Origin of the sequence: Thermaurantiacus tibetensis (assembly GCF_015354055.1) — a bacterium.
GTDB classification, from domain to species: domain Bacteria; phylum Pseudomonadota; class Alphaproteobacteria; order Sphingomonadales; family Sphingomonadaceae; genus Thermaurantiacus; species Thermaurantiacus tibetensis.
The window spans coordinates 93819-114154 of sequence record NZ_JACHTM010000004.1 but is presented as its reverse complement, the minus strand read 5'-3'; the positions used below and the strand labels follow the sequence as shown (position 1 = coordinate 114154).

General features: G+C 73.4%; 20 protein-coding genes, 2 tRNA genes and 1 CRISPR repeat array (1 of these 23 only partly in view). Of the genes, 7 read left to right on the top strand and 15 right to left on the bottom strand.

The genetic code is table 11. The features are described from left to right. A CRISPR array of direct repeats spans nt 1–276; the repeat unit is 36 nt; unit sequence GTCTCAATCCCCTGAAGATCGGGGTGTCGTTCCGAC; it reaches 1087 nt to the left of the window's first position. A 169-nt stretch (nt 277–445) separates the two neighbouring features. From H3H34_RS11055 to H3H34_RS11020, 8 genes are all read right to left on the bottom strand, one after another. Continuing rightward, on the bottom strand, nt 446–1609 hold the full coding sequence (locus H3H34_RS11055; protein ID WP_194745348.1) for a Card1-like endonuclease domain-containing protein: 1164 nt from the start codon (nt 1607–1609) through the stop codon (nt 446–448). Beyond that, nucleotides 1606–1929 carry a CRISPR-associated protein Csx16 gene (locus H3H34_RS11050; RefSeq protein WP_194745347.1) on the bottom strand — a complete coding sequence of 108 codons (324 nt, stop codon included), beginning with the start codon at nt 1927–1929 and terminating at the stop codon, nt 1606–1608. Before H3H34_RS11050 ends, H3H34_RS11055 begins: the two co-directional genes overlap by 4 nt. Next, nucleotides 1926–2672, bottom strand: a complete 747-nt coding sequence (locus tag H3H34_RS11045) for a hypothetical protein (RefSeq protein ID WP_194745346.1) — start codon at nt 2670–2672, stop codon at nt 1926–1928. Before H3H34_RS11045 ends, H3H34_RS11050 begins: the two co-directional genes overlap by 4 nt. Nucleotides 2673–2689: 17 nt before the next feature. Then, complete coding sequence (locus H3H34_RS11040) at nt 2690–3592, bottom strand: hypothetical protein (RefSeq protein WP_194745345.1); 903 nt, start codon at nt 3590–3592, stop codon at nt 2690–2692. Continuing rightward, nucleotides 3589–3795, bottom strand: coding sequence for a hypothetical protein (locus H3H34_RS11035; RefSeq protein WP_194745344.1), 207 nt, complete (start codon nt 3793–3795; stop codon nt 3589–3591). Before H3H34_RS11035 ends, H3H34_RS11040 begins: the two co-directional genes overlap by 4 nt. A gap of 75 nt (nt 3796–3870) precedes the next feature. Then, a complete protein-coding gene (gene csm6, locus H3H34_RS11030) occupies nt 3871–5088 on the bottom strand; it encodes a CRISPR-associated ring nuclease Csm6 (protein WP_194745343.1) in 1218 nt (405 codons plus the stop codon). A gap of 23 nt (nt 5089–5111) precedes the next feature. After that, on the bottom strand, nt 5112–5423 hold the full coding sequence (locus tag H3H34_RS11025) for a hypothetical protein (protein WP_194745342.1): 312 nt from the start codon (nt 5421–5423) through the stop codon (nt 5112–5114). A gap of 757 nt (nt 5424–6180) precedes the next feature. Then, nucleotides 6181–6270, bottom strand: a tRNA-Ser gene (locus H3H34_RS11020). 145 nt (nt 6271–6415) lie between these two features. Between H3H34_RS11020 and hspQ the strand changes: the two genes are divergently transcribed. Both hspQ and maiA read left to right on the top strand, forming a co-directional pair. After that, entirely contained in the window at nt 6416–6847 is a 432-nt protein-coding gene (gene hspQ, locus H3H34_RS11015) for a heat shock protein HspQ (protein ID WP_194745341.1), read from the top strand. A 64-nt stretch (nt 6848–6911) separates the two neighbouring features. Further along, nucleotides 6912–7535 carry a maleylacetoacetate isomerase gene (maiA, locus tag H3H34_RS11010; protein ID WP_194745340.1) on the top strand — a complete coding sequence of 208 codons (624 nt, stop codon included), beginning with the start codon at nt 6912–6914 and terminating at the stop codon, nt 7533–7535. An 11-nt stretch (nt 7536–7546) separates the two neighbouring features. On the opposite strand, the gene H3H34_RS11005 is transcribed toward maiA, so the two are convergent. After that, on the bottom strand, nt 7547–7963 hold the full coding sequence (locus H3H34_RS11005) for a DUF2948 family protein (RefSeq protein ID WP_194745339.1): 417 nt from the start codon (nt 7961–7963) through the stop codon (nt 7547–7549). Continuing rightward, nucleotides 7960–9246 carry a UDP-N-acetylglucosamine 1-carboxyvinyltransferase gene (gene murA, locus H3H34_RS11000; RefSeq protein WP_194745338.1) on the bottom strand — a complete coding sequence of 429 codons (1287 nt, stop codon included), beginning with the start codon at nt 9244–9246 and terminating at the stop codon, nt 7960–7962. Before murA ends, H3H34_RS11005 begins: the two co-directional genes overlap by 4 nt. Nucleotides 9247–9312: 66 nt before the next feature. On the opposite strand from murA, the gene H3H34_RS10995 reads away from it, so the two are divergent. Then, the gene (locus H3H34_RS10995) at nt 9313–9954 is read left to right on the top strand and encodes a glutathione S-transferase family protein (RefSeq protein WP_194745337.1); all 642 of its coding nucleotides are present in this window, start codon (nt 9313–9315) and stop codon (nt 9952–9954) included. Nucleotides 9955–10150: 196 nt separating this feature from the next. Here H3H34_RS10995 and H3H34_RS10990 read toward each other — a convergent pair. The 5 genes from H3H34_RS10990 to H3H34_RS10970 form a co-directional block, all read right to left on the bottom strand. Then, nucleotides 10151–10226 (bottom strand) — tRNA-Glu (locus tag H3H34_RS10990). Between the two features lie 20 nt (nt 10227–10246). Continuing rightward, nucleotides 10247–12037, bottom strand: a complete 1791-nt coding sequence (gene recJ, locus H3H34_RS10985) for a single-stranded-DNA-specific exonuclease RecJ (protein WP_194745555.1) — start codon at nt 12035–12037, stop codon at nt 10247–10249. Next, complete coding sequence (gene glpX, locus H3H34_RS10980) at nt 12034–13047, bottom strand: class II fructose-bisphosphatase (protein WP_194745336.1); 1014 nt, start codon at nt 13045–13047, stop codon at nt 12034–12036. The genes recJ and glpX overlap by 4 nt, the downstream gene beginning before the upstream one ends. Continuing rightward, entirely contained in the window at nt 13047–14363 is a 1317-nt protein-coding gene (locus H3H34_RS10975; protein WP_194745335.1) for a homoserine dehydrogenase, read from the bottom strand. Before H3H34_RS10975 ends, glpX begins: the two co-directional genes overlap by 1 nt. 3 nt (nt 14364–14366) lie before the next feature. Continuing rightward, nucleotides 14367–15575 carry an LL-diaminopimelate aminotransferase gene (locus tag H3H34_RS10970; protein WP_194745334.1) on the bottom strand — a complete coding sequence of 403 codons (1209 nt, stop codon included), beginning with the start codon at nt 15573–15575 and terminating at the stop codon, nt 14367–14369. Nucleotides 15576–16051: 476 nt separating this feature from the next. Between H3H34_RS10970 and H3H34_RS10965 the strand changes: the two genes are divergently transcribed. The 4 genes from H3H34_RS10965 to H3H34_RS10950 are packed head-to-tail and all read left to right on the top strand — an operon-like array spanning nt 16052 to nt 20104. Then, the gene (locus H3H34_RS10965) at nt 16052–17815 is read left to right on the top strand and encodes a PHA/PHB synthase family protein (RefSeq protein WP_194745333.1); all 1764 of its coding nucleotides are present in this window, start codon (nt 16052–16054) and stop codon (nt 17813–17815) included. After that, entirely contained in the window at nt 17812–18627 is an 816-nt protein-coding gene (gene murI, locus H3H34_RS10960; RefSeq protein WP_194745554.1) for a glutamate racemase, read from the top strand. Before H3H34_RS10965 ends, murI begins: the two co-directional genes overlap by 4 nt. Continuing rightward, nucleotides 18627–19082: a PaaI family thioesterase gene (locus tag H3H34_RS10955; protein WP_235945765.1), complete on the top strand. Its 456-nt coding sequence runs from the start codon at nt 18627–18629 to the stop codon at nt 19080–19082. Before murI ends, H3H34_RS10955 begins: the two co-directional genes overlap by 1 nt. Beyond that, nucleotides 19079–20104: an enoyl-CoA hydratase/isomerase family protein gene (locus tag H3H34_RS10950; protein ID WP_194745332.1), complete on the top strand. Its 1026-nt coding sequence runs from the start codon at nt 19079–19081 to the stop codon at nt 20102–20104. Before H3H34_RS10955 ends, H3H34_RS10950 begins: the two co-directional genes overlap by 4 nt. Nucleotides 20105–20336: the final 232 nt, after the last annotated feature.

Genomic DNA, 20336 nt, shown 5'->3' with positions numbered 1-20336 from the left:
CACGCGTCGGCAGACGCTGTGCGCGGCAGGGGTCTCAATCCCCTGAAGATCGGGGTGTCGTTCCGACCGAGGCGGGATCGCGAGCCCTATGACGTCTGGGCTGTCTCAATCCCCTGAAGATCGGGGTGTCGTTCCGACCTTTGACCCGCTGGCTGACTGATTGAAAAAAGGTCTCAATCCCCTGAAGATCGGGGTGTCGTTCCGACCTGACTGGCAATCAACTCTCGACGCGCTTGATGGGTCTCAATCCCCTGAAGATCGGGGTGTCGTTCCGACCGCAGCGCCGGATTCGCCGAAGTTTCTCAACAGGTTCCAAAGAGCCTTAGGCAAGTTCGCGGCCACCCGAGGAGGTATATCGGCGTTAACCATGTTCCTGCCCGCCGGACCGCAGGAAGACCCGGCAGTCCGGAGCTTCAGCATAGCCCGCCGCCAGCCAAAGGCAAGATCAGGACAGGCGGCCAAGCGCCTCGGCAAGCCGCTCTCCAAGCGTCGCACCCGTCACGCCATCGACAAGGCCGATCCCCTCGCCCTCGAATGCCTTGCGGACCTTCCCCTCGACGGGATCGCGCGAGACGAGGAGGGCGCGCGTGCCAAGCCCGCCGAGCGCCCGAAGATGCTCGAGCCTGTAGAGGATGTTCGCCGCCTTCTCGCCGGTGTCGCGGCCGAAGCGCACCGTCTTGCACTCGAAGAGGAGGAGGCTTCGCCCGCGCATCGCCGCGGCGTCGATCTCGTTTCGGGCACCGGCCGCGTCCTCCACCTCGAGGTTCGCCCGGATGTCGCCGAGGCCGAGGGTGGAGGCGCGCGTGGTGAGCACATCGAACAGCAGATGCTCGAACCAGCCGCCGGCGAGGAAGGCGTGGCAGAGACTGTTGCCGACGACGAGCCCCTCCCCGACCAGGCGGCAGAGCCCGGCGTCATCGCCAAGCGCAACCGCCCGGCGCAGCGCGTCCCGATCGAGGGGGAGGGCTTCGGGCGAGGATGAGATTGCCGCGTCGAGCGGGACGAGCGCCGGAGTCCAGAGCTTCCGCTTCCGCGAGGTCTTCTCGACCGCCGCCATCAGCCGGTTCCAGCCGTGGAGCGTGCCGCCGGTGAGCAGCGGATCGAGCGCGCGGGCAGTGGCGATGCGCTGCGGCGAGGGAGCGACCGACCCGACGACGCCGAAGCCGTGGGCGCGCACCACCTCGGCGACGCTGAGCGACGCGCCGACCGGGAAGGGCGGGCGCTGGCCCTCGAGCCAGCGGAAGCGGCCATCCTCGACGAGATAGAGGATGTCGCGCACGCCCGCCTCGACGGCGGCGCGATGCGCGCCGAGCGCCATGGGCTTGGTGCCGCCGGTGAGGTTGACGACCGTGGTCTCGCTGTCGCGGGCGAGGAGGGCGGCGACCGGCCGGCGCGTCGCCTCGGGGTCGTAGGGGTCGGAGACGCTGTGCCAGCGGCAGGCAAGCCCGCGCCCCTCCAGCACCTCGACCAGCCGGTCGCCCTTGCCGCCTGCCTGCATGTCGCCCGTGACGACGAGATCGACTTCGCCCACCCCGAGGGAGGGTTCGAGGGCAGCGAGCAGGTTCGCCATGGGCTGGCCCGAGACCAGCAGGATCATGCGGCGCGTCATTCCCCCTCCTCCAGGCGGACATGGAGCCGGACGAGCCGCGCGCCGAGCCGCTCCATCTCGGCGCAGGACAGTTCGCGGCCGCGGTCGGCGCGGTCAAGGGCAAGGACGAGGTGCCAGCAGGCGATGCCGCGGCGGCAGAGCTGGCCGGCAAGCCAGGCGGGGAGGATTCCGGCGACCCGCGTGACCGAGGAGTCGAGGGCGCCTTCCTCCAGATGGGCGACCACATCCGCCGGCGCCCAGCCGCGCCGCGCCGCCTCGGCGCGGAGCCAGGCCTGGGCGCCGGGATGGCGGGCGAGGAGAAGGGTACGGCCCGGGGTCATCGCGCGAGCTCCAGCGGCAGCCGGCCGTAGCCCGCAAGCCGGGCGCCGGTGGCCTCTGCATAGGCCCGCCAGAAGCGCTCGACCGCGCCATAGTGGCGGCCGCCGGCGCCGACGATGTGGAGCTCGACACCGGCAAGATCGGGCAGCAGCCCCTCGGCCCGGGCGCGGGCCAGCGCAGCGCCGATGGCGGCAGAATCGAGCGCTGCGCGGTCGAGGTTGGCGATGGCGCTTTCCTCGACGCCGTCGGAGAGGAGGAGGAGGAGGCCCTGGCGCGGGCGCGCTCCGAAGGCCGGCGCAGCAGCGGCGATCGCTTCGAGGAGGCGGGTGGCGCGGGCCGGCCGCGCGCCCTCGGGCACCAGGGCAGGGGCCGCGCGGCGCAGCGACAGGCAGGCGCGGCGGATGTTGGCCTCGCGCGCGAGGCGGCGGTCGTCGTCCTCGACGCGCAGATCGAGCGCGGGGCGGAAGCTGGCGCGCGTCGCCTCCCCGGCGTGGGCGGCGAGCAGGCGGTCGCCGGGGCGGAGCGCCTCGGCGACGGTGGCGAGGGCTGCGAGGTGGAGGGCGCGATCCTCGGGCGCGACCGAGGCGCTGGCGTCGACCAGGACGACGAAGGTGCGCGGGGGCGGCGCCTTGCGGAAGGCGTCGCCGAGCGAGGTGCGCGGCGGCGCGCAGGCGGCGTGGGCCGGCACGGCGGCGAGCGCGGCGACGGCGAGGAGGGGCAGGGCGACGGCGAAGGAAAGGCGCATGGGCGGGGCTCCGGCTGTCAGGCGGCAGGCGACGGCGGGGCGGGGCGGCCGAGGACGAGCGGTGCGAAGAGGTCGGGCCCAAGCGGGGCCGACCAGTCGGGCGCATCCGCCCCGAGCTCGGCCGCGACCCGGGCACGGCGGGCGGCGATGTCGGCGAGCGCGGCCTGCTCGACCGCCGCGACGGCGGTGCTGGCGGCAATCAGCGCGCGATCATGGGCGGCGGCTGCGCGGGCGCGGCGGCGGTCGGCGCGGGCGAGCGCGCGCTCGAGCCGGGCGAGGTGGCGGTGGGCCTGCTCGGCCGCGGGGTCGGGCGCGGTCTGCTGGAAGGCGAGGAAGAGCGCGACCGCGTAGAAGAGGAGCTGGAGCGCAAGGAAGGCCCAGGGGAGGTCGCCCGCCCCGGAAGCACGGGCGCGCAGCACCGCGACGGCGGCGACGGCAGCCACGAGAAGGGCGTTGACGAAGCCGGCGAGCAGCCACGGCCAGACGCCATCGGCGCGGCGCGCCTGGCGGAGCGCGCGGGCGGTTGCCTTGGCGGCGAAGAGGTTGGCAAGGCCGAGGAACAGGGCGAGCATCCACGCCTCGAGCTCGGGGAGCAGGAGCACGTCGAGCGCAGCCTTGTTCACCGGCACCTCGAGGGCGAGCATGACGGCCACGACCGCCCAGAAGACCGAGGGCGCGAAGGGCGGCGCGAAGGGGTTGAGCCCCTCGTCGAGGATGCGGCGGCGGGCCCGCGCCCGCTGGGCGAGAAGGTCGGCGAGCGCCTCGTCGAGCCGGGCGAGCCGGTTGCGCAGCGCCGCGAGCCGGCCGGCCCGGGCGCGGACGGCGGCCGCGCGCGCGGCCTCGGCCTGGGCGAGGCGGGCGGCTTCCCACGGATCGAGGGCGGTGGCGTGCGGGGCGGGGAAGTGGGGCATGTCGGTCATGGCTGGCTCCGGGTGCGGATGGGGGTGACGGTGGCGGCCTCGGCCGCGGCGGGCGCCGTCTGGGCCGGTGCGGCCGCCTCAGGGTGACGGGTGACGGCGACGCGGACGCGGGCGGCCGCGGCGAGGCGGGCGCGCTCGGCAGCGACGCGCCGGCCCGGGTCGGCCGGCGGCGGGGCGAGAAGGAGGTGAAGGTCGATGCTCATGGGCGCCGCCATGCCACGCGCCGGCGCCCCCAGGGGGAATTGCAAGCTTGCGGACTCGGGCCGGGGCCGGGCGGCTCAGTCGGGCGCGGCCTCGACCTCGGGCGGACGGTCGGGGTGGGTGGCAAGCGCGGCGGGCACGCGGACGGTGATGCGGCCGGGGGGAAGCCGGGTGGACGGCGGTTTGCTCGTCAGGATCCGGTCGGCAAGCGCGGGCGAGAAGGCGTTGCGGAGCCTGTCCCGGGCGCGGGAGATGCCGGGGCCGATCGCGCCGCTGTAGGTGCAGTCAGCGGCGAGACGATCGATCTGGTGCGCGAGGTAGCGATGGGGTGGAACATGCCCGTCATCCTCTTCCACCCGGTCGCCTTGGAGGATGGCGGGAAGATCGGTCGCGGCCACCAGCCAGGCCCAGAGCCGCCGCGCGGCCTCGCGCTTCCCGTCAAGCATCGGGAGCGTCTTCCTGCCGGCGCGGTAGCTGTCGAGCTCCACGCCGCGCTTGGCGGCGACGAAGACGAGGGCGAGCGCTGCCGCCTCGCGGGGGGTGAGGGTGACGGAGAGGCCGCCGGCCTCGACCCGGCAGGTGGAAAGATCGAGCGCGACATCGGGGTCAGCCAGCCCCAGGTTGGCGCGGGCGATCGCAGCGCGGAAGCGGCTGCCCTCGGGGCCGGCGAGGATCGTCTCCGGGTCCACCCAGGCGCGGGCGCGCAGGAACGGCACCTGGTGGAGGCCGACCTGCGCATCCTCCGAGCCGGGCGAGCCGTCCCCCGGCCACCAGAAGTCGGGCCGGAACTCGAGGCTCGCCGGCTCGATCAGGACGTGCGAGAGCACATCCTGCGGGCGGGCGAGGAGCGAGAGGACCTGGCCGGCGAGGAAGCTCATCGTCTTGCGACCGCCGGCAAGCGAGAGGTGGAGCTCGCCCTCCTGCCCGGCGGTAACCCCGGCCACGGCCTTCAGAAGGGTCTCGGCGAAGGCCTCGACCTCGGCCTCGGTGCGCAGGTCCTCGATGGGGCCGTGCGGGCCCTCGGGCACCAGCACCTTGGGCTCCGGAAGGGGCCGGCCGGGCGCAAGCTGGCGCCACAGCTCGGCCAGCCTGCCGCCCGCGCCGAGGAGCGGCGGAAGCACTCCCCGCGCGTCGGAGCGGCCGTTCCTGTAGACCTCGGCGCCCCGGGCAGTGGTGGCAAGGAGGATCCGGTCCGGAAGCCAGGGCGGATCGCGGTGGCTGAGCGCCCAGAGCGTTTCGGTGACCACCTGCGGCGTCTCGCCGGTGGTGAAGATGAGCGTCTTCGGATGCGGCATCGAGGGTCCTCCCGCCTGCCAGCCTAGCGCCAGCCGTGGGCGACCGTCAGCACCACATCGTCATCCGAGGTGATGACATAGGCGCGGCGGTAGCGGTCGAGCTGGCGGGCGGCCGGGCCGACGAAGGCCGAGAAGCGCGCCCAGCCGCGCTTGCCGAAGGTCCAGCGCCAGGCGCGGCCATCGGGCGTGCGCGACGGCTGGCCGAAGTCGAGCAGGCCGTCGACGACGATGTCGGGGATGCCGCGCTGCTGCTGGCGCACCTTCGCGTGACGGGTGCGCAGCGCCCGCGGCCGCGGTGCCCTGGGGTCTGCCGAAAAGGTCTGGACGTGGATCATGGCGCCTGCCTCCGAACCGGCCCGGACCATCCGGGCGACGCTCGTGCATCTCGCACGAACAGGGCGCCCTGTGCGGCGCTGCAGGCTTGCAGCCGCCGCGCGCAAGCCTGCGCCGACACGCCTGTCGCGCGTGCGCCCGGGCCCAGAGCGGCAATGCGCGCATGTCGCACCCCTCAGACCGTTGCGACGCGGACTTCGAGATCAGCGGGATCGCGAACGGTCAGACGGCCGCGGCCCGCCTCGCAGAGGCATGCGACCAGTGAACCGGCGCAAGGGCCCCGAGGTCACAAGGAGCATCGGCCTTGTCTTCCGTTCCTCCGAGGCGGCCGCGCCGCCCGACGACGGAACGGAGACATCGCCTTTGGGCTGTCGCATGCAGGCATTCCGACCGGGCAGGGAGGCGGCCGCCGCGATCGCCCACCACCTGCCGCGCCAGGCCTTCACCTTCAGACCCGTCGCACTGAAGGGTTCGACCAGCTTCATTCTCCTGGATGCGCGCCAGGTGACAGCGGCGGCGGGGCACCAGCTGGCGCCCCGGGGGACATGGGTGAGGACGTCAACCTCATGCTGCGCAGCGCTGTTTGCGGGGTTGTGCCATGGCGGAGCGACCTTGGATGCCCGGGGAGAGCGGATGCGGCGCTGGGGGCGTGCCGGGGTGCGCCCGACATCCGAGAAGCAGCGGGCCCGCATCCGGCGATGCGGGCTCGGCGCCTGCCGCTCGTTTCCTGTCTCGCGGAGCGGAAGAACGCCGCAGCGGTGGCGGAGAGGGAGGGATTCGAACCCTCGATGGGCTTGCACCCATAACGGTTTTCGAGACCGCCGCATTCGACCACTCTGCCACCTCTCCGCAAGAGACGCCGGCCGCGCGCGCGAGCGTCGCCGCCTAGCGGCCCGAGGCCGCGCGCGCAAGCGCCCTCCCTTTTCGTGCCATCGTGCCGTCATATATTTCACGCGCAACCGGCGCTCCGCGCGCCGGCACGAGAGGTGCAGGAATGAACGACGCTCAGAACCCCGGCGTGCCGCCTGCGGGGGTCGAGCCCTCGACCCCGACGGCACCGCTCACGACCGAAAACGCCGCTGCGGCGGCGCCCGCGCCGCGCGTCTTCGAGGCGCAGTTCGGAATCGGCGACGTGGTGCGCCACCGGCTCTTTCCCTTCCGTGGCGTCATCTTCGACGTCGACCCCGAGTTCGCCAACACCGAGGAATGGTGGCAGGCGATCCCCGAGGAGATCCGGCCGCGCAAGGACCAGCCCTTCTACCACCTCCTCGCCGAGAACGAGGAGAGCGCCTACATCGCCTACGTGAGCCAGCAGAACCTGGTGCGCGAGGAACGCCCCGAACCGGTGCATCACCCGGCGGTGCCGCAGCTCTTCGGCAAGTTCGAGAACGGCCGCTACATCCTCCGGTCGTCGATCCGGAACTAGCCGGCGCTGCGGCCAGGCTGCAGCGGGGCTGGAGCCAGGCGAGACGCCCGGCTAGGGCGGCGCCATGCGGCTGCACGGCTATTTCCGCTCGACTGCGACCTGGCGCGTCAGGATCGGGCTTCACCTGAAGGGCCTGGCGTTCGAGACGGTGGCGCACGACCTGCGCACCGGCGCCCAGCGCCACCCGGATTTCCTGGCGCTGAACCCGCAGGGGCTGGTGCCCGCGCTCGCGCTCGACGACGGCACCGTCCTCGCCCAGAGCCTCGCCATTCTGGAGTGGCTCGAGGAGACGCATCCCGAGCCGCCGCTGCTGCCGCCCGAGCCGGTCGCGCGGGCGAAGGTGCGCGCCGTTGCGCTTGCGATCGCGGCCGACCTTCATCCCATCCAGAACGTCGGCGTGCTGAAGCGGGTGGAGGCGCTGGCGGGAGCCGAGGCCGCACGCGCCTGGGCGCATGACACGGTGGCGCACGGGCTCGCGGCCGTCGAGGCGATGGTGGCGCCCGGCCCGCACGCCATGGGCCCGGCCATCACGCTGGCGGATCTCGTCATCGTGCCGCAGCTGGCCAATGGCCGCCGCTTCGGCGTGGACCTAAACCGCTTCCCGAAGCTGCTCGCCATCGAGGCGGCCGTCGCCGACCACCCGGCGTTCGTGGCGGCACGGCCCGAGGCGCAGCCCGACTTCGCCTGACGCCCGGGAGGTCAGCCCGGCCGGTGCACGGGCTTCCGGGGCGTCGGCACCGGGTCGGCGAGGTCGTCGAGCAGGAGGTCGACGCACTCGGCCTCGGCGCGGATCGCCGCGCCGCCGGCGAAGTGCAGCCGGAGGGTGACCGCCTCCTCCCCCTCCTCCGCCTCGATCGCGAGCAGCTCGAGGACGGTCTCGCCGTCCGCCGGCCAGTTGCGGCGCTTGACCCGGAGCAGGCTGGAGAGGACGAGGGCGGTGCGCGTGCGCATCGGCCGGCGGGTTTCCCAGCAGAAGCGGTTGCCGAGAAGCACGAGCCGGCGCGCACGCATGTCGAAGCCGATGTCGGCGGCGCGGGCGACGAAGTCCTGGGCGAGCGCCGACAGCGCAGGCACGTCCTCCGCATCCTCGGCGCGCAGGTGGAGCCGGCCCTTCATGGTCCCTCGTCGGCCACGCGGACGATCTCGGCGCCGATGCCGGCCAGCTTTTCCTCCAGCCGCTCGTAGCCGCGATCGAGGTGGTAGACCCGGCGGACCACGGTCTCGCCCTCGGCCGCCAAGCCGGCAATCACGAGCGACATGGAGGCTCGGAGGTCGGTCGCCATCACGGGCGCAGCCGCAAGCCGCGGCACGCCGCGGACCATGGCGGAGCGGCCCTTGACGGTGATGTCGGCGCCCATCCGGGCAAGCTCGGGCACGTGCATGTAGCGGTTCTCGAAGATGGTCTCGGTAAGGAGCGAGGCGCCGTCGGCCACGCACATGAGCGCCATCAGCTGCGCCTGCATGTCGGTCGGGAATCCGGGGTAGGGCGCGGTCTGGACGGTGACGCCGCGGAGCCCGTCGGCGCGGGTGACGCGCAGGCCTCCGTCGACATCGGTGAAGCTGACGCCTGCCTCCTCGAGGACGGCGATGGTCGCCCCCATGGTCTCGCGTTCGGCGCCTTCGAGCACCACGTCGCCGCCGGTGATGGCGGCGGCACAGGCGTAGGAGCCGGTCTCGATCCGGTCGGGCATCACCCGGTAGGTCGCACCGTGCAGGCGGGAGACGCCCTCGACCTCGAGCCGCTCGGTGCCGATGCCCGAGATGCGCGCGCCCATGGCCACGAGGCAGCGGCAGAGATCGACGATCTCGGGCTCGCGCGCCGCATTCTCGATGACGCTGGCCCCCTTGGCCAGCACCGCGGCCATGAGGACGTTCTCGGTGGCGCCCACCGAGACGGTCGGGAAGGTGATGCGCGCGCCCCGCAAGCCGCCGTTCGCGCGGGCGCGGACATAGCCGGCCTCGAGCTCGATTTCCGCACCCAGCGCCTCGAGGCCCTTCAGATGCAGGTCGATCGGGCGGTTGCCGATGGCGCAGCCGCCCGGCTGCGAGACGGTGGCCACACCCTCGCGGGCAAGGAGCGGGCCCAGCACCAGGATCGAGGCGCGCATCCGCCGCACGATGTCGTAGGGCGCGGTCGTCGAGGAAACCCGCCCGGCGCGCAGCGTCATCACCCGGCCGAACTCGTCGGGCCGGGCGCCCTGGACATGGGTCGAGACTCCGAGCTGGTTCAGGAGGTGGCCGCAGGTGTCGATGTCGGCAAGGCGCGGCAGGTTCCTGAGCGTGAGCGGCTCGTCGGTGAGAAGCGCAGCCGGCATGAGCGCGAGCGCGGCGTTCTTGGCGCCCGAGATGACGAGCCGCCCCTCAAGCCTGCGCCCGCCCCGGATCCGGATCTGGTCCATGGGAGAGGGTGATTGGCGGGCCGGGCGCCGCTAGGCAAGGGGGGCAACCAACCGGGGATCCTGCCGATGAAGCTCTGGCACTGCGCCGAGGCGCGCTCGTTCCGCGTGCTGTGGATGGTGGAGGAGATGGGCCTCCCCTGCGAGCTCGAGCTGCTGCCCTTCCCGCCCCGCTGGCGGCAGCCGGCCTACCTCCAGGTCAACCCGCTCGGCACCGTGCCCTTCTTCACCGACGGCGAGGTCGCGATGACCGAGTCGACCGGCATCTGCCACTATCTCGGCATCCGCTACGGGCCGACTCCGCTCATGGTCGAGCCTGACGAGCCGGACTATGGCGCCTTCCTCAACCTCATGTACCAGTCCGATGCGACGCTCACCTTCCCGCAGACGCTGGTGCTCCGCTACACGCGCCTCGAGCCCGAGGAGCGGCGCCAGCCGAAGGTGGCGGCCGACTATGCGAAGTGGTTCCTCGGCCGGACGCTCTGGATCGACCGCATGCTCGCCGACGGCCGGTCCTATCTGGTGGCCGGCCGGTTCACGGCGGCCGACATCTGCGTGGGCTATGCCTTCCAGCTGGCCGAGAACCTGGAGCTGATCGAGGGCGTCGCGCCGCGGATCCGGGCCTGGTGGAACGCGCTCAAGGAGCGGCCGGGGTTCCAGGCCGCCCGCGCCCGCCAGGCCGGCGGTGCGGAAGCCGCGGCCGGCGCCTGACGCGCCCTGCCGGCGCTGGCCGCGCGCGGAGCGGAGCAGCGGAGCGTCCCGGGGACGTTTGGGAAGGACGCCGCGGCGGACGCGTCCGCCGGTGGCATGGGGCGCGGGAGCTTGGGGGCGCGGGAGCTTGGGGAGCGCGGGGGCCTTCGGGAGGAGCGCAGGGAACGACGGCGGCGCCATGCGGCAGCGCGGCCGGTGGCGACCCCTACGGGACTCGAACCCGTGTTTTCGCCGTGAAAGGGCGACGTCCTAGACCGCTAGACGAAGGGGCCGCGGCGCGGGAGCGAGCCGACTAGTCGGCGGGTGCAGCGTCGTCAAGGTGGAGTTCGGCGCGGGCCTCGCCCTGCCAGTCGTTGCGGACCACCTCGCCGGCAAGATGGAGGAGCCGCCCCCTCGCGCCAAGGAGCGCCGCACCTGCCGCCGTTGCTGCCGCGCGGAACATGACGGCGCGCACCCGCGCGCCATCCGGCCCCGCGCCGAGGAGGCGCACATGGCCGCCGCTCGCCGTCTCGGCAGCCTCGACCACGCGGACCGGCCCCACTGCCACCCGCGGCGCCGGCCAGCCGGCCCCGAACGGCCCGGCTACCGCAAGCGCGGCGTGAAGCGCCGGGGTGAGCCCGCGCGGGGCCAGCGAGAGATCGACGGCAAGCGGGCGCGTGGCCGGGCGGGCGGCGAGCGCGGGGCCGAGCCGCTCGGCGAGAAAGGCGACAAGCGCCGGGATGCAGTGGGGCGCGACGGTGAGGCCCGCGGCCATGGCGTGGCCGCCGCCGGCGAGGAGCAGCCCGCGCTCGCGCGCCTCGAGCACGGCCGCGCCGAGGTCGACACCCGGAACCGAACGCCCCGAGCCCTTCGCCGGGCGGTCCCCCTCGCGCGCGATGACGATGGCGGGGCGGTCGAGCCGGTCCTTGAGGCGGCCGGCGGCAATGCCGATGACTCCGGGGTGCCAGCCCTCTCCGGCGGCGACGGCAACCGGCGCGGCCGGGTCGACGGCGGCGAGCGCGGCCTCGGTCACGGCGGCCTCGATCTCGCGCCGGGCGGCGTTGAGCGCGTCGAGCTCGGCGGCGAGGCGCCGGGCCTCCTCGGGATCCTCGGTGGTGAGCAGGCGCACCCCGAGATCGGCCGTGCCGACCCGCCCGCCGGCGTTGACCCGCGGGCCGAGGTGGAAGCCGAGGTCGCGCGCCGAGGCGGCCGAGAGCCTCGAGACCTCGAGAAGGGCGGCAAGGCCCGGGTTCGCGCGCGCGGCAAGGCGCTTCAGGCCCAGCGCAACGAAGGCGCGGTTGAGCCCGACGAGCGGCATGACGTCTGCCACCGTGCCGAGCGCGACGAGGTCGAGGAGCGCGGGGAGGGCGGGCTCGGGGCGTGTTGCGAACCAGCCGCGCCGCCGCAGCGCGCGCACGAGCGCAACCGCAAGCAGGAAGGCAAGGCCGGCGGTGCAGAGGCCGGCGTGGGCGGCGGCCACGCCGCCGTCGGCAAGCTCGTCGAACCGGTTCGGGTTGACGATGGCGCACGCGGGCGGAAGGGCGGTTGCGGCCTTGTGGTGATCGACGACGATCGCTTCGAGCCCGGCCGCCCGGGCCGCCTCCAGCGCCGCGAAGGCGTGCGTGCCGCAGTCGAGCAGGACGACGAGGCGGGTGCCGCGGGCGGCAAGGGCGAGGAGCGCTTCCGGCGTCGGGCCATAGCCCTCGAGCAGGCGGTCGGGGATGTAGTGGTCGGGCGCGCTGCCCAGCGCGCGGAGCGTGCGGAGCAGGATGGCAGCCGAGGTGGCGCCGTCGACGTCATAGTCGGCGAACACGGTGATGGCCTCGCCGCGGACCACGGCGTCGGCGAGCCGTTCGGCCGCGGCATCCATGTCGCGGAAGGCGGAAGGGTCGGGCAGCCAGTCGCGCAGGCGCGGGCGCAGCACCCGCTCGAGCTCCGCCTCGGTGCAGCCGCGGGCAAGGGCAAGGCCGGCGGCAACCGCGTCCTCGGCATGGGCCTGGGCCTGCGCGAGGTCGAGCGGCGCGGCCCGCCACGCCCAGGGCCGGCCGGAGAAGCCGCAGGCGACTCCGAGCGGCGCCTCGGCCGATGCGCGGGCGCGGCTCAGCGCAGCGGCGGCGGGTCGCCGTTGCGGTCGCCGCGCACCCAGCGGATGGTGCCGGACGACGCCCGCATGACGACCGATTCGGTTGTGATGCGCCCGGTGCGCAGGCGCTTCACGCCGCGCAGCAGGGAGCCGTCGGTCACGCCGGTCGCAGCGAAGATGACGTCGCCGCGGGCGAGATCGTGGAGCTCGTAGATCCGGTCGAGGTCGGTGATGCCGATGCGGCGGGCGCGGGCGCGCTCGTCGTCGTTGCGGAACAGGAGGCGGCCCTGGAACTGGCCGCCGACGCAGCGCAGCGCGGCCGCCGCCAGCACCCCCTCGGGCGCACCGCCCGAGCCCATGTAGACGTCGATGGTGGTCTCCGGGTCGGTGACGGCGATGACCCCGGCCACGTCGCCGTCGCCGATGAGGTGGATGCCGCAGCCGATGGCGCGGAGCTCGCGGATGAGCGCCTCGTGGCGGGGCCGGTCGAGCACGCAGGCGATGATCTCGTTGGGAGCCACCCCCTTGGCTGCCGCCAGCGCCTCGATGTTCTCGGTCGGCGTCCGCTCGAGGCTGACGAGGCCCTCGGGGTAGCCGGGGCCGATGGCGAGCTTGTCCATGTAGACGTCGGGCGCGTTGAGGAGCCCGCCTTCCTCGGCGATGGCGAGCACCGCCATCGCGTTGGGGCCGGCCTTGGCGGTGATGGTGGTGCCTTCCAGCGGATCGAGCGCGATGTCGATCTTGGGGCCCTCGCCCGTTCCCACCTTCTCGCCGATGTAGAGCATCGGCGCCTCGTCGCGCTCGCCCTCGCCGATGACGACCGTGCCGTCGAAGGCGAGGCGGTTCAGCGCATCGCGCATGGCGGAGACCGCGGCCTGGTCGGCCGCCTTCTCGTCGCCGCGGCCGATCCAGCGCGAGGCGGCGATCGCGGCATATTCCGTCACGCGGACCATCTCGAGCACGAGCACGCGGTCGAGAACCTTGCTCTGGTCCGCAGGCGGCGGAGTCCGCGGCTTGAGCGCTGTGGCCATCACTCTCCCTCCGTCGGCAGCAGTGGCATGAGAAGCGGCGGCTCGGCAACCGCAGGCAGGCGGGCCATGCTGGCAACAGCCGCCCGCGCCGCAGTCTCAGCACAGTCGTGCGTCACCATGACGACAAGGGCCGTGCCCTCGGCTCCGCTGGCCGGCTGGTTCAGGCTCTCGATCGAGACCCCCGCGTCGCGGAGGATGGCGGTGAGATCCGCGAGCACGCCGGGCCGGTCCTCGACCCGAAGGCGCAGGTAGAAGCGGCCCGCGCGCGCGGCCGGGCTGGCGGCGGGCAGCGGCGCCAGCGCTGCTGCGGGTGTGGAGAAGGCGGGGCCCGACTCGCCGCGGGCAATCGCGATGAGATCGGCGACGACGGCGCTTGCCGTGGGGCCGGCACCGGCGCCGGCGCCGACGAAGAGGAGGCGGCCGACGAAGTCCCCTTCCGCCACCACCGCGTTCAGGGGCCCGGTCACGCTGGCCAGCGGGTGGGCGCGCGGCACGAGGCAGGGAGCGACGCGCTGGGCGAGCGCCTCGCCGTGCCGCTCGGCAAGCCCCACGAGGCGGATCTCGTAGCCGAGCGCCTCGGCCTGGCGGACGTCGGCCAGCCGCACCTGCCGGATGCCCTCGATGTCAAGAAGGCCGAGGTCGGGCGGGGTGCCGAAGGCAAGCGCAGAAAGGAGCGCGAGCTTGTGCGCAGCATCCACCCCGTCGATGTCGAACGAAGGGTCGGCCTCCGCATAGCCATGGGCCTGGGCATCGGCCAGCACGTCGGCGAACTCGAGGCCTTCGGCGGCCATCCGCGAGAGGATGTAGTTGCACGTGCCGTTCAGAATTCCGTAGACGCGGGCGAGGCGGTTGGCAGCGGCCCCCTCGCGCAGCCCCTTGATGACCGGGATCCCGCCGGCGACGGCCGCCTCGAAGCGGAGCGCAGCGCCAGCGGTTTCGGCAAGCATGGCAAGCTCGAGCCCATGGTGCGCGAGCATGGCCTTGTTGGCGGTGACCAGCGGCTTGCCCGCCCCGAGCGTGGCGCGGGCAAGCGTGAGCGCCGGGCCATCGGCCCCGCCCACCAGCTCGACCACCACGTCGACGTCGTCGCGGGCGGCGAGCCGGGTCGCGTCATCCTCCCAGGCGAAAGGGGAAAGGTCCACCCCCCGGGCGCGGGCGCGGTCGCGCGCCGAGACGGCGGAGACCCGGATGGGCCGCCCGGCCCGCGCTGCGACGAGGTCGGCGTTGGCGGCAAGCAGCCGCACCACGCCGGCGCCCACGGTGCCGAGGCCGGCAAGGCCGACGCTGAGCGGTCCGTTCGCCAGGGCGGCGGCCATGGCTCAGCCCGCGGCTCGGGCCGCTGGCGCGTTCACGCCCATGGCCTGGAGATAGCGGCGGATGTTGCGCGCCGCCTGGCGGAGGCGCTGCTCGTTCTCGACGAGGGCGATGCGGACGAAGCCTTCGCCGAGCTCCCCGTAGCCGACGCCCGGCGCCACGGCGACGCCCGCATGCGTCAGCAGCTGCTTGGCGAACTCGAGGCTGCCCATCTCCTTCAGCGCCGGCGGCAGCGGCGCCCAGGCGAACATGGAGGCGGGCGGCGGCGGGATCTCCCACCCCGCCCGGCCGAAGCTCTCGACCAGCACGTCGCGGCGGCGCCGGTAGAGCGCGCGGTTGGCCTCGACAATGTCCTGCGGGCCGTTGAGCGCAGCAACCGCCGCTGCCTGGATGGGCGTGAAGGCGCCATAGTCGAGGTAGGATTTCACCCGGGTGAGGGCGTTGATGAGCGTGCGGTTTCCGACCGCGAAGCCGATCCGCCAGCCGGCCATCGAGTAGGTCTTGGACATGCTGGTGAACTCGACGGCGACGTCCTTCGCCCCCGGCACCTCGAGGATGGAGGGCGTGGGCTTCCCGTCGAAGTAGAGCTCGGCATAGGCGAGGTCGGAGAGCACCCAGAGCCGATGCTCCTTCGCAAACGCGACCACCTCCTCGTAGAAGCTGCGGTCCACCACCTCGGCGGTCGGGTTCGAGGGGTAGCCGAAGACGAGCACGGTCGGCTTGGGCACGGTGAAGCGCACGGCGCGCTCGAGCGCCTCGAAGAAGGCAGGGCCGGGGGTGGTGGGCACCGAGCGGATGGTGGCGCCTGCGATGATGAAGCCGAAGGTGTGGATGGGGTAGGAGGGGTTGGGGGCAAGCACCACGTCGCCCGGCGCCGTGATGGCCTGGGCGAGGTTGGCGAGCCCCTCCTTCGAGCCGAGCGTGACGACGATCTCGGTCTCGGGGTCGAGCTCCACCCCGAAGCGGCGGGCGTAGTAGCCGGCCTGGGCCCGCCTCAGCCCGGGGATGCCCTTCGAGCTCGAGTAGCCGTGCGCGTCGGGCTTGGCCGCGACCTCGGCGAGCTTGGCGATGACGTGGGGCGGCGGCGGCAGGTCGGGGTTGCCCATGCCGAGGTCGATGATGTCCTCGCCGCGCTGGCGCGCAGCCGCGCGCATCGCGTTCACCTCGGCGATGACGTAGGGCGGCAGGCGGCGGATCCGATAGAACTCTTCCATGGGTGCATCCGGCAGGCGGGAGAGATGCCCCTGCCACAGGGCCGGGCGCTTGAACAGCCGGGCCGGCGCAGGCAAGGGGCTGGGGCACGGCGAACGGGCGCGAGGACGCGATGGCGGAGAACAAGGGGTCGCGAAAGGGCGCGAAGGCTCCCGGGTCAGGGCCGAGGGGAGGAAGGACGCGGGGGCCTGCTGGCCCGCGCACCAAGGCCGGGGCACGCAAGGCCGCCGCGCAGGCGGCGGCAGCTCCGGCGCCCGAGCCGGTTGCACCCCCCGCGCCGGGGGCGGCTCCAGCCGAGGCACCCGCGCCGGTCGCACCCCCGGCGGCAGGCGCACCAGTTGCCGCGGAGAGCCCGCCGCCCGCGGAGGGTGCCGAGACCGGCGCGACGGCCGCTGCCGAAGCTGGCGCGGGCGCCCGGCCAGAGCCGGCGCCCGAGGCAGGGACGGCCGGGTCAACGCCGCTCGCCGCCTTCGAGGCCATGCTCGGCGCGCTCGCCGAGACGAACCGCGCGCTCCTCGAGGCCTTGACGAAGGCGCTGGAGACCGCGCCCCCGCTCCCGTCCGCGCCGCCCGGCGGTTATGCGGCCTGGTTCGAGCCGCTCGGCCAGCTCGCCGAGCTCGGCCGCGCGGCGCTCGACGAGGCCGGCAAGGCCCCGACCGCCGAGCTCGCCAAGCTCGCCGGGGACTGGTGGGCCGACCAGCTCCGGCTCTGGTCCGACTTCGTGGCCGGACGGCCGAGCAGCCTGCCCCCCAACGTCAGGACGAACGATCCGCGGTTCAGCGGCGAGGCCTGGGAGGCCAACCCGGTCTTCGACCTCCTGCGCAAGAGCTACCTGCTCGCCGCCCACCACGCGCTCGAGGGCACGCACGTGTTCGACAAGCTGTCGCCCGGCATGGCGGAGCGGCTGCGCTTCCACACCCGCCAGCTCGTCGAGGCGATGAGCCCGGCGAACTTCGCCCTCCTCAACCCGGAGGTGCTGCGCCGGGCGCAGGAGACGGGCGGCCAGAGCCTGGTGAAGGGCCTCGAGAACCTCGCGCGCGACCTTGCCCAGGGCAAGCTCACGATGACCGACGAGACGGCCTTCGAGGTGGGCCGCAACGTGGCGGCAACGCCGGGCAAGGTCGTCTTCCGCAACCGGATGTTCGAGCTCATCCACTACCAGCCGACAACGGAGACGGTCTTCGAGGTCCCGCTCCTGATCTTTCCGCCGTGGATCAACAAATTCTACATCCTCGACCTCACGCCGGAGAAGAGCTTCATCCGCTGGGCGGTGGACCAGGGCCTCTCCGTCTTCGTCGTCTCCTGGGCCCAGGCCTCGGAGAAGACGGCCGACGCCACGCTCGACACCTATGTCGAGGAAGGCTTCCTGACGGCGATCGACGTGGTACGCGAGATCTGCGGCGTGCCGTCGGTCCACGCCATCGGCTACTGCGTGGCGGGCACCACGCTTGCGGTGGTGCTGGCGCTGCTTGCCGCGCGCGGAGAAGCAGAGAAGGTGGCGACCGCGACCTTCTTCACTGCGCAGACCGATTTCTCCGACGCCGGCGACCTCCTCCACTTCGTCGACGACCAGATGCTGGCGACGATCGAAAAGCTCGGCGCCTCGGGCGTGTTCGACGGGCGCTACCTTGCGCTCACCTTCAACCTTCTCCGGCCGACCGACCTCCTGTGGAACTACGTCGTCAACAACTACATGCTGGGAAAGGAGTACGTGCCCTTCGACCTGCTCTACTGGAACTCCGACCCCACCAACGTGCCCGCGAAGTGGCACCTCGCCTACCTGAAGGACTTCTACCGCGACAACCTTCTGGCGAAGCCGGGCGGCATTTCCGTCCTCGGCACGCCGATCGACCTCGGCCTCATCCGGACGCCGGCCTACATCCAGGCGGGCAAGGAAGACCACATCGCGCCCGCCGCCTCGGTCTGGAAGCTGACGCAGCAGCTGAAGGGCCCGGTGCGGTTCGTGCTGGCAGGCTCGGGCCACATCGCCGGGGTGATCAACCCTCCGGCTGCGAACAAGTACATGCACTGGACGCTGCCCGAGGGCACGCCTCTGCCTGCCACGCTCGACGCGTTCCAGGCGCTTGCGAAGGAGACGAAGGGGAGCTGGTGGCCGGACTGGATCGCCTGGCTCGCGCCGCGCTCCGGCGGCCGCGTGCCGGCGCGCATCCCCGGCACTCACCCGGCCTACCCGCCGCTTGACGACGCGCCAGGCCCCTATGTGAAGGAGCGGATCGCCTGACCGACCGACCGGCGGGGCCCGTCGTCCTCCTCGATTCGGGCGTGGGCGGGCTCTCGGTGCTCGCCGCGATCCGCCGCCGCCTGCCCGACCTGCCGTGCGTCTACTGCGCGGATACCGCGGGCTTTCCCTACGGCACCAAGGGCGAGGCCGAGGTCTCGGCGCGAGTCGCGGGCCTCGTCGGCCGGCTTTCCGAGCGCATCCGGCCCGCGCTTGTCGTCATCGCCTGCAACACCGCCTCCACCATCGCGCTCGGCTGGCTGCGCCCGGTCATCGCCTGCCCGGTGGTCGGCACGGTCCCGGCCATCAAGCCGGCCGCGGCCCGCTCGAGGACGCGGGTCATCGGCGTGCTCGGCACCGAGGCGACCATCCGCCAGCCCTATGTCGACGCCCTTGCCCGCGACCACGCTGCGGACTGCCGGGTGCTCCGCTTCGGGTCGAGCGCGCTCGTCGCGGCGGCCGAGGCGAAGCTCCGCGGCGAGCCCGTGGACCCTGCGGTGCCGGCGGCAGCGCTTGCTGGCCTCCTCGACCAGCCGGATGGCGAGCGCCTCGACACGGTGGTGCTGGCCTGCACCCACTTCCCGCTGCTCGCCGCCGAGCTTGCCGCCGCGGCCCCCCGGGCGCTCGCCTTCGTCGACGGGGCGGAGGGGATCGCGCGGCGCGTCGAGGCCCTGCTCGGGGACCGGCGGCCGCCGCCCGCGCCGGGCCGCTTCCTGGCCACTGGCCCCCTTGCCCCCCTTGCGCCGCTGGCGCCGGCGCTTCAGGAGCTGGGGCTCGTCACGATCGCGCAGCTGGAAGGGGGAGGGGGCGCCTGATGGTCATGACCGATGCCGAGCTCCTCGAGCGGATGCGCACGCGCATCCCGCCCACGGCGCAACTCCTCGGCCAGGAGCTCCTCGCCCTCGACTCGGCTGCCGGCACGGTCCGCATGCGCTTCGTCGGCAAGCCCGAGTTCTGCAACCCCATGGGGCATGTGCAGGGCGGGATCCTCGCTGCCATGCTCGACGATGCCGCCGCCTTCGCCGTGATCGTCAAGTCGCAGCGGCGGATCGTCGTTCCCACGATCGAGTTCAAGGTGAGCTTCCTTGCCCCGGCGAAGATGGGGCGGGAGATCCTCGCCGAGGGCCGCTGCCTGAAGCTCGGCCGCACCGTGGCCTTCGCCGAGAGCGACCTCTACGACCCCGAGGGCCGGCTGCTCGCCCGGCTGTCCACGAGCTGCGTGCCCACCCCGCTCGAGGGCGAGGGCTTCATGCTGGAGAGGAACGCATGACCGAGGGGATCCGCTTCCGCCGCGAGGGCCGGGTGGCCATCGCGACGCTCGACCGCCCGCAGGCACTCAACGCCCTCAACCGGGCGATGTGCCGGGCCTACCACCGCCAGCTCCTCGAATGGTCGCTCGACCCGGAGATCGCCGCCATCGTCATCGAGGGCGCCGGGGACCGCGCCTTCTGCGCCGGGGGCGACGTGGTCGCGCTTCACCACGCCGGCCGCTCCGGCTCGCCCGAGTGGGAGGGCTTCTTCTTCGACGAGTACCGGATGAACCAGGCCATTTCCGCCTGCGCCAAGACCCACGTGGCCCTCATCGACGGCATCACCATGGGCGGCGGCGTCGGTCTTTCGATCCACGGGCACTACCGGGTGGCAACCGAACGGACCCTCTTTGCCATGCCCGAGACCGGCATCGGCCTCATCCCCGACGTCGGCGGCACCCATGCGCTGCCGCGGCTTCCCGGCGAGATCGGCACCTGGGCGGCGCTGACCGGCGCCCGGCTCGACGGCGCGGCCTGCAAGGCGGCCGGCATCGCCACCCACTTCGTGCAGGCGGCCGAGCTTCCGGTGCTCGTCGAGCGGCTGGCCCACAGCCACGAGCCCATCGAGGAGGTGCTTGCCACCTTCGACAGCGACCCGGGGCCGGACTCGGTCACCCCGTTGCGCGACGGCATCGACTTCCACTTCAGCCACGACACGGTGGAGGACATCCTCCTCTCGCTCGACGACGGCGATGACTGGGCGCGCGCGCAGGCGGCCATCATCCGCCGCATGTCCCCCACTTCGCTGAAGCTCAGCCTTCACGGCGTGCGCGAGGGCGCCGGAGACAGCATCGAGGCCTGCCTCGTGCGCGAGTTCCGCATGGTCTCGGCCATCAAGTCCGGCCACGACTTCTACGAGGGCGTGCGCGCCCAGCTCATCGACAAGGACCGTTCGCCGAAGTGGAACCCGGCGAACCTCGCCGACGTCGACATCGCGCCCTATCTCGCCGTTCCGCCCTGGGGCGACCTCCACTTCGACTGACGGCGGGCTCCAAGGGGGCCGGAGGCGGCCGCCCCGCTCTTCGGAGGCTCGCGCGGCGGCGGCCTGCGGTCCCGGCCCCTCCCGATCCGCCAGCGTTCGCGCCCTTCGCCGTTCGCGCTCTCGGCCACCCCGCGCCCTCGGCCACCCCGCGCTCTCGGCCACCCCCGCTCTCGGCCACCCCGCGCCCTCGGCCGCTCGCCATCCGCGTGCGCCCGCCGGGCGCCGCAGCCGG

Excerpts from the sequence above, each read along its gene's own strand:
- H3H34_RS11055 (WP_194745348.1), bottom strand. The coding sequence starts at position 1,609 with ATGACGCGCCGCATGATCCTGCTGGTCTCGGGCCAGCCCATGGCGAAC.
- H3H34_RS11050 (WP_194745347.1), bottom strand. The coding sequence starts at position 1,929 with ATGACCCCGGGCCGTACCCTTCTCCTCGCCCGCCATCCCGGCGCCCAG.
- H3H34_RS11045 (WP_194745346.1), bottom strand. The coding sequence starts at position 2,672 with ATGCGCCTTTCCTTCGCCGTCGCCCTGCCCCTCCTCGCCGTCGCCGCG.
- H3H34_RS11040 (WP_194745345.1), bottom strand. The coding sequence starts at position 3,592 with ATGACCGACATGCCCCACTTCCCCGCCCCGCACGCCACCGCCCTCGAT.
- H3H34_RS11035 (WP_194745344.1), bottom strand. The coding sequence starts at position 3,795 with ATGAGCATCGACCTTCACCTCCTTCTCGCCCCGCCGCCGGCCGACCCG.
- csm6 (WP_194745343.1), bottom strand. The coding sequence starts at position 5,088 with ATGCCGCATCCGAAGACGCTCATCTTCACCACCGGCGAGACGCCGCAG.
- H3H34_RS11025 (WP_194745342.1), bottom strand. The coding sequence starts at position 5,423 with ATGATCCACGTCCAGACCTTTTCGGCAGACCCCAGGGCACCGCGGCCG.
- hspQ (WP_194745341.1), top strand. The coding sequence starts at position 6,416 with ATGAACGACGCTCAGAACCCCGGCGTGCCGCCTGCGGGGGTCGAGCCC.
- maiA (WP_194745340.1), top strand. The coding sequence starts at position 6,912 with ATGCGGCTGCACGGCTATTTCCGCTCGACTGCGACCTGGCGCGTCAGG.
- H3H34_RS11005 (WP_194745339.1), bottom strand. The coding sequence starts at position 7,963 with ATGAAGGGCCGGCTCCACCTGCGCGCCGAGGATGCGGAGGACGTGCCT.
- murA (WP_194745338.1), bottom strand. The coding sequence starts at position 9,246 with ATGGACCAGATCCGGATCCGGGGCGGGCGCAGGCTTGAGGGGCGGCTC.
- H3H34_RS10995 (WP_194745337.1), top strand. The coding sequence starts at position 9,313 with ATGAAGCTCTGGCACTGCGCCGAGGCGCGCTCGTTCCGCGTGCTGTGG.
- glpX (WP_194745336.1), bottom strand. The coding sequence starts at position 13,047 with ATGGCCACAGCGCTCAAGCCGCGGACTCCGCCGCCTGCGGACCAGAGC.
- H3H34_RS10975 (WP_194745335.1), bottom strand. The coding sequence starts at position 14,363 with ATGGCCGCCGCCCTGGCGAACGGACCGCTCAGCGTCGGCCTTGCCGGC.
- H3H34_RS10970 (WP_194745334.1), bottom strand. The coding sequence starts at position 15,575 with ATGGAAGAGTTCTATCGGATCCGCCGCCTGCCGCCCTACGTCATCGCC.
- H3H34_RS10965 (WP_194745333.1), top strand. The coding sequence starts at position 16,052 with ATGCTCGGCGCGCTCGCCGAGACGAACCGCGCGCTCCTCGAGGCCTTG.
- H3H34_RS10955 (WP_235945765.1), top strand. The coding sequence starts at position 18,627 with ATGGTCATGACCGATGCCGAGCTCCTCGAGCGGATGCGCACGCGCATC.
- H3H34_RS10950 (WP_194745332.1), top strand. The coding sequence starts at position 19,079 with ATGACCGAGGGGATCCGCTTCCGCCGCGAGGGCCGGGTGGCCATCGCG.